This is a genomic window from Plesiomonas sp. (genome assembly GCF_051650925.1).
Classification (GTDB): Bacteria; Pseudomonadota; Gammaproteobacteria; order Enterobacterales; family CAMTGL01; genus Plesiomonas.
The window spans coordinates 1-6520 of the sequence record NZ_JBOFRH010000397.1 but is presented as its reverse complement, the minus strand read 5'-3'; the positions used below and the strand labels follow the sequence as shown (position 1 = coordinate 6520).

General features: G+C 49.5%; 2 protein-coding genes. Both read right to left on the bottom strand.

Annotated features, from left to right (window positions below; all coding sequences use genetic code 11):
* Positions 1 to 2738 (bottom strand): pitrilysin (ptrA, locus tag ACRC27_RS09195; protein WP_438639739.1); only part of this gene is annotated, 2738 nt, incomplete at its 3' end.
* A gap of 30 nt (positions 2739 to 2768) precedes the next feature.
* Positions 2769 to 6164, bottom strand: a complete 3396-nt coding sequence (gene recC / locus ACRC27_RS09190) for an exodeoxyribonuclease V subunit gamma (RefSeq protein ID WP_438639738.1) — start codon at positions 6162 to 6164, stop codon at positions 2769 to 2771.
* Positions 6165 to 6520: the final 356 nt, after the last annotated feature.

Here is a 6520-nt window from a genome sequence, read left to right as displayed (position 1 = left end):
ACAATATCCTGCGCCGTTAGGGTTTCAATTGCGCTGATCAACTGATTACGCCCGTTAAAGGCGGTATTACCGCGCGAAAAATCACCGCTAAAGCGAGCCGCTTCTTCATCCAGCGTTTGCGGAGGCTGACGCAACTCGTTTAACAGGGCATTTTTAAACTGAGTAAATTCCGTTGCTGGCATCGAGGCTAAACGCTCAGCAGCCTGCTTATAAAATGCCTGATAGCGCGCATACAGATAAGCGGGAGTTTTATCCGGCGTTTGCAGCACAAAACTCAACCCCCACTGCCGACCAACTGGCATCGCATAACTGAATACGGCATACCCGAGCTGCTCTTGGGTGCGCAGTTGATTGAAAAATAGCGGTTGTAAAATCTGCCCAAGCAGTGCTGCCCGAGCCTGCCCTTCACGTTCGCCATAACCGAGCGGAACATACAGTGCAGCTAATGCGGAGTCAGAGGCGCTGATCCGACGATCAAAATAGCCATGATGCGCCCGTTTAATTGCAACGGTTTCGCCATACCAAGGTTTATCTCCTGCCGTTTGCAGTTGGGATTTCACTTGTTCCGCCAGATCGCGCACCTGCGCCTGACTGAAATTCCCCACCGCCAACAGTGCCGGTGTTGACTGCTTCAGGAGTTGTGTACGGTATTGCAACATCTCATCAAGCGTAATGCTATCAAGCAGCGCTAAACGTTCTGGGCGCTCAAAATAGGGCACAGCCGAGAGTGATTGCAACGGGATCACTGCCTGCTGATAAGCACGGGTTTTATCCACCGAGGCGAGACGATCACGATACCACGCTTTGGCCTGCACCAACTGGGCCGCCGTAGGGGTAAAGTCACGATAGCCTTGCAGCAATGACAACATCAGCTTTGGTAGATGCTGGGTAAAGCCGCTGGCCGACACTTGTAACCCGTTATCATTCGATGAGCTAAAACCAATCCCGCCGATACCCGCTTGATAACTGAGCTCATCGAGCGAGAGTGAAGCCAGATAATCAGTGAGGGCAAACAGCACCTGATTACGTGCGGTGTTATCTGCATCAGGGTTGCGCAGCGTCAGCGTCACCACCCCTTTTGGCTCATCAGCAAAAACCGTGCTCGGCATTAACCATGCCTGCAAAGTCGGTTTATTGATTACGGCCAGTGGCTTACCGCTGCTATCAGCCGCTTTTTGCAGGGTAAAATCATCCGGAATATACGGGTTCAATGCGGGAAGTTTTAAGTTCAGCGCTGCCCCCATCTGCTGCCAGATGGCAAACTGATCCGGTGTAATTTTATTCACCTGATACGGTGCATCTACAAAATAGGCTTTTTTATTGTGCGGCTCTTTCGGGCTGATAAACCAAATCCGAGCATTTTGCGCTGTCATCAGTGCCAAACGCTGACGAATAGCTTCCGGATTATACTGATCGGCCAGCATGCCAGCATTGAGTACATTGGCAACCGGAACACGCAGCATGTTGTCAGACAAGTCTTCCACATAGCCCATATCACGGGTCACAGACTGATAACGAAAATCGAGTTTCAAGACATCGGCTATCTCATCAAAATAGCTCTTTTGTACCCCTTTTTGCTCAAGTTCACGCAGGTAACGGAATACTGCCGCAATGATCTCATCACGGTGTGCCAGCCCTTTATCTGTCAGTGAAATATAGATCCCGAATGTACCGCCATTACGCGCCTGCATAGGGTCGGCACTGCTCTGAATACCGTCGGCTAACCCTTGACGCAGTAGCCAGTCGGCCAGTGTTCCAGGATTACGGTTATCAATCATATAAGCAATATAAGTGCTGACTTTGCTACGAAACTCACCGCTATCATTCGGAATGGTAAATTCAATGCGCAATGCTTTTAGTGGCTGCACCGGCACATAGTGAATGATCACCCCCTCTTCTTTTTGGGTTGTCACCGGTACAGTCACTTGTGGTGCGCTGATCTTGTGATTGGCAATTTTGCCAAAACTCTGATCGGCTATCGCTGCCATTTTATCGAGCGGCAGTGTTGAGTACAGCACCGCCTGCATAATATTGGCCGAGTAGTATTTATTGTAAAAATGGCGCAATTCGGTATGCAGTTTGCTGTTCGGTTTGTCTGACAGTGTTTCTAAATTTCCGCCAGAAAAACGGGCCGTCGGGTGTTTTGGGTTAATCGTTTCTGAATCAACCTCACCTAAACGCATCCCATCACGCGAGCGTGCCATCACCATTTCTGCATTCACCGCATGGCGTTCACGATCGCCATTTTTGGGATCAAGCAACGGCTCGGCTAACGCATCAGACAAACGATCAACAGCCTGATCAAAAGCGCTATTTTCCACTTCCAGATAATAGGAGGTACGGTACGGTGCAGTACTGGCGTTGTGACTGCCCCCATTTTGATTTAAGAACAGTGAAAAGCCATCTGCTTCCGGATATTTTTTCGACCCCATCAGGATCATATGCTCCAGATAGTGTGCCAGCCCAAGCTGGGCATCGGGATCATCCATTGATCCGACCGGTAAAGTCACTGCTGCCAGTGATTTAGTGGCTTTAGGATCAGAAACCAGCAGCACTGTCATTCCATTTGCCAAGGTGATGGGCTGATACTCACGAGTATCGCGCTCACTTTTTTGCACCGGATCGGGTAATACTTGCCACTGCGACCATGAAAACGGGCTCCACAGCAACGGTACACTCAGCATCAAGGTGCACCATACCCATACAATCCAACGCGTTGGTTGGTCACTTTGCCTCATCGGGCATCCTCCCCTCAATGATGTCTCTTGCTATGCCGTCAGATGACTCATAACCGGTAATAAATAGTGTGTTGTACAGTGTTCAATATTACGTAATGCAGTGTCATTCAGCGCGCCAAATAACCGTTGTAGGTACGGGTCATCGCCCTCACCATTACGGTTAAATCCACCTTGATAACACTCCAGTAAAGCTTTACGGGCTTTTTGCAAACTTAACTCATCTGTTAATAACTGCCCGTTATCATGGCACTTGCCCAGCCATGCCCAACCACTTTTTGGCAGCAACATCAGCGGTGTTTGTAACCCGCTGCAATAACCTTGTGCCAATTCAATTAAATAGCCCGTTGCCGTATCGGGGTCAACCGGTGCAAAACTGAACATACTGTCGCGCCCCAACATACGGCTGTATCCGGCCTGTTGCTGGTTTTGTGCCATGACCTTGCAGTAGACAAGATGTTCAATCCAGAGGTTCAATGCATCAACCGCATTCAGTACACCCGGCCGCCAGCGCAGTAAGCCGTCATCTTGCACCCCCGTCAACCAACCGGTGAGATGCAAAGCCCCAAGCTGCAGATCAACCTCTTTATCCATTACCGTTTGCTGCTGCTCTCTGATTTGACTGCTCAGGGTTTGCATATCACTAAGCTGACGCTGCCAAACCAGTTCACCAAAACGCCCGTACGGTAAACGCCCTTCAGCCTGAATGCGTGCCAAAAACGGTTCTAGCGGCTCTTGTTTTAGTAACGTATTCAAAAGCTGCTGGTTGATGCCGTAACGCGCCAATCCATCCAAATCAAACAGCTCTTCATCAGGCACACCGGTAGCAGGTGTTTCAAAGTTCACTCGTAACCGCTGGCGGAAAAACGTGCGTATCGGGTGACGGTAAAAGTTACGCAATGCGTCCAGCTCAATTTCACTGGCTGTTTCTGATGCGCGCAATGCTGCCGACCAAAATTCAGGCACGGCAACACCTTCCCGCCGCGCTGCCGGTAACCACTCTCGAGCATAGCTGAAACAGGGTGAGTCTGAGAGAAAGTTCTGGCAACTAAAGGGATTAAGCGCCTGTTCTATCACTAAATGTGCCTGTAAATGCTGTTCAGCGGCAGCATTAAGTTGTAACAATTTCTGTGCACTCTCAGCCAGCGCATCAGCTGATGGATGATCTCCCAAGGCCTGATGCAACACGGCTAATCTCTGTGCATCTTCCGGTAAAATCTGGCTTTGGCAGAGATAATCGAGCAACTCACTGACCAGTACAGAAGGAATACGCTCACTGTTATCCTGTACCGACCGGCCAACATAGCTGATATAGAGCTTCTCTTGTGCCGATTGCAGCGCTTCCAGAAACAGGTAACGGTCATCATCGCGCCGCGAACGATCACCGCGTCGTGCACGTGCACCTGCCATCAGATCAAAACCTAAAGGCGGCAGTGTGCGCGGATACACACCATCATTCATCCCTAGCAAGCACACAACCCGAAAAGGGATAGAGCGCATCGGCATCAGAGTACAAAAGTTAACTTGTCCAGCCAGAAAACGCTGGCTGATTCGCTCGTTATCTAGCGCACTGCTCAGACTATCACGCAGCACCGCCAGTGAAAGTGGCGCGCTAAATTGGGCGGCATTCGCTTGTTCAACCAAACGCTGGATCTGCCGGTCAATCAGTGCCAGTACCGCTTCCGTTTCACTGTCAGCCACAAAAAGTTGATTGAGTAATTCACGAAGCTGCAATGACCACTCAGATAAGGTATGAACCTGACTCAATACTGTGCGCCAATGAGCCAGAATTTCAAGCAGATCAGCAAGCTGGCCAACTAGACTTGCCTGTAAGCCAGAGACCTCATCATACGGTAGACGCTGATCATACAACCCCGTTTCGGTGCGCATAGCATAACCGAGCAGCATGCGCTCAACCCCAAAGCGCCACGAATGATTACCCTGTGTCGGTAGCCCCAACTCTGCAATAGCTTGATCGTCTAGCCCCCAGCGAATGCCGGAATCCTCAACCCAGCGGCGCAGCAGCACCAGCCCCTCTTCATTAATGGCAAACTTTTGGGCCAGTGCCGGGACTTCCAGCAAAGCCAAAATATCTTCGGCCACAAAACGGCTTTGCGGCAAACTCAGCAGCGTCAAAAAGGCTTGTAAAATGGGGTGAGCCTGACTAGCACTGCGATCTGAAATTGAAAAAGGGATAAAGCGATTATCACGGGTACTGGAAAAAACCGCCTGAATATAGGGGCTGTAACGGTTGATATCAGCGACCATGACCAAAATATCACGTGGAGTAAGCGTCGGGTCATCAGCCAGCATGCTGAGTAGCTGATCATGCAACACCTCGACTTCTCGCATCGGGCTATGACAGGCGTGAAAAACTATTGAGCGATCTGTGGGATCAATTTCACGGCGAGTATGATCCTGATTTGGCATCAGTACCGTACTGTCTTCGAGCATCAGAATATCGGCCTGCACACGGTGCAGCAGTGAGTCTGGCGCAATTTCAACAAACGCATCAATATCATTTGGAGCAAGCTGGGCCAGCAAATAAAGATTATCGCGCCCTAACTTCCCCATTGAGGCCAGTAGCGGATTACCGCTTGATTCGGGTGCAGTAAAGTTTGCGCCTGGCTGCCCGTTCAGTGTTAGCCAGCGTTTTGCCGCTAGCTTTTGATCCTGAATATCCCCCCAGTAATAACGACACGGGTTGGTAAACATCAGGTGCACATCACAGTGGCGCGACAACGCATTAAGTGCTTCTAAATAAATGGGCGGCAGTGCTGAAATACCAAAAATAAATAACCTTGGTGGAATACCAGCAGGGCGGGTGGTTGCCTGCTCTAAGCCACGAATAAAGTGCTGGTATAAGTTGGCCCTGTGCCATTTGGGTTGCTCAAGCTCGGCGGTAAAAGCAACCAGTTCTCGCCACAGTACAGCCTGCCACGGGTGCTCGCCAGCCAGCTCCTCAGGGGTATCACCCCGCTCCCAAGCCTGAATCCACTCCGGCCGGTAAACCAGATATTGGTCAAAGAGATCGGCGACTCTGGCCGCCAGCTGAAAAGATTTGCGCTGATTGTCATCTTCATTCAAATACCCGCGCAAAGCGGCAAACTCCTCACGCTCCAATAATGGAGGCAACAGAGTCATCAGCTTCCATGTCATCGCATCTTTACTGAATGCACTCTGTTTAGGAATACCGGGTAATACGCAGATAAACATATCCCAGATAAAAGTTGCAGGCAGAGGAAAGGCCAAATTGGCTGCAATACCAAACTCCTCGGCAAGCTGTAAACGGAGCCACTGCGCCATACCGGGGCTTTGTACCAAGATAACATCAGACTCAAAGGGATCGTCGAGCGGATCAATACGCATCAACTGACACAGCAGTGATTTTAAAACATCCAGCTGATTTGAATGGTAAACAGTAAGCACAACGATCCCTCATCTCTTAAGCGATAACGCAAATTGTCAGTTATCGTAAGGGGGGATGCAAATTTAAATGAAATTTACCAAGCTGATGGCAAAGCCAATACATATAAAAACCTAGCCAGATCACCATGACATGGAAAAGGCTTATTAAAAAAGCTCAAAAACGAATACAGTCACGCAGATATCTACCCTACTCTCTTTCTACTCACTGATGCCTGACCCTTGCTTAATCCGTAATAAACGGCTAAAGCTCAGGTTTATATTACTGTCACTTCGTGATGCATATACAGCCGTTACGGTATAACGTTTGATCGTTGAAATGGTTGAAACATTATTTTTTACACAGGATAGCGTAAATT